This window comes from Lactobacillus sp. wkB10, from assembly GCF_000760615.1.
Taxonomy (GTDB): Bacteria; Bacillota; Bacilli; order Lactobacillales; family Lactobacillaceae; genus Lactobacillus; species Lactobacillus huangpiensis.
Genome location: NZ_JRJB01000028.1, coordinates 1 through 1,494 on the forward strand (window position 1 = coordinate 1; position 1,494 = coordinate 1,494).

The following is a 1,494-nucleotide window of genomic DNA, read 5'->3' on the forward strand; positions in this document are numbered from 1 at the left end:
TGAAGTGCAACTAAAAAGTTAGACATTTTAATATTACGCAAGACTCAATGCACGATTTCGATATTTGATCGGGGTCGTGTATTTTAGTTTGTTTGATCTTCTAATATGATTGAACCAGTAAACGTAATCATGCAGTACTTCCCGCATTTCTGCTAGTGAACTGATCTTAATGCGGTTGAGCTTCTCCCGTTTCATTAGGTTGAAGATGGTTTCTCCCGGTGCATTATCGTGGCAATTACCCTTGCGCGACATGCTTTGCTTAATCTTCATCTGTCTTAGTTTGGTCTGATAGCCGCTGTGGCGGTATTGAAAACCCTGATCTGAATGCAAAATAGGCTGGGCTGTTTTAGGCAGCTTGTGCTTAAGCTCTGCCAGCATATCATAAACCAGCTTCATGTTAGGCGAATAGCTGACTTGACAAGCCAGTATTTCCAGTGAGGCCTCATCAATGACCGGTGAAATATAAACCTTTTTGCCTGTGGTCAGCTTGTATTCGGTAATATCCGTGTGTAAGACGTGGTAGGGTCTGGTTTCATTAAACCGCTGCTTTAAAATGTTTTCCTTGATTACGCCTGCAGGGCCCGCATAAGAACTGTAGCGTGCAGTGCGCCTACTGTAGACTCTGGTCTTTAGTCCCAGCTGCCGCATCAGCTTGCGCACGGTATTGGGCGCATAGCTAAAGCCTTGATCTAAGAGTGCACCATGCATACGTCGATAACCGTAAGTCTCATCACTTTCTTGGTAGAAGATAGACTTGATTACGCCTTTAACAGCAGCGTATTTATCTAATCGGTTCAATCGGTGACTGCGGTTGTCGTAATAAGTTTTGCGGTTAAGGTGCAGCTTGGCAAGCAAAAGCTTTAACGGCACCTCAGGTCGCTCAGCCCGAATCTCCACGACTATTCTGGTTTTTTGCCGGTTGGTGAGCGTGGATATCGGGCAGCCACTTTTTTTAGGATTAAGTTATCCAATTCTAAGTCGGCTTTTTGTGCCTCTAGCTCAGCAACCTGACGACGCAATTGTTCTACTTCGGTTAGCTTCTTAGTGGGTTTAAGCTTCTTCTGACGCTTCTTTTTAGTCATGGTTGGTGGTCTCCCCTTGGATTTTGGGAGCAGCCCAGAGTAGCCTGCAGCCTGATAAGCCGCCAGCCATTGTCTTACTACTGACCGCGAAAGATTAAAAACTGCAGCTACCTGGAGTACTCCCATGTGATGTTCATGATAGAAGCGTACCACATTTAGCTTGAATTCAGGCAAATAAGTTTGTCGGGTGTGAGTAACCTTTAAAGCGGCTAAGCCATGTTTACGGGCACGTTCTGCCCAGGCCCTAATCTCGGTATGATCAATGCCGTATTCGCGTTCTAGTTTAGCTAAAGAGGTTTGGTGGGATAAGTATTTACTGCAAATTTCCATTTTCAAAGTAGTTGAATATTTAGTCATGAAAAAAGTGCTCCTAATAGTCAGATTAATGTCTAACTATTATGGAGCACTTCAA

The 1,494-nt window shown here is 44.2% G+C and carries 1 protein-coding gene; it reads right to left on the reverse strand.

What is annotated here, in order from left to right:
- Positions 1–33 precede the first annotated feature (33 nt).
- Positions 34–1,439 (reverse strand): IS3 family transposase gene (locus LACWKB10_RS10160; RefSeq protein WP_369792500.1). Its coding sequence is split into 2 segments (ribosomal slippage): positions 34–956 and positions 956–1,439, totalling 1,407 coding nucleotides; the frame shifts between segments, so codons are not numbered across the junction.
- Positions 1,440–1,494: the final 55 nt, after the last annotated feature.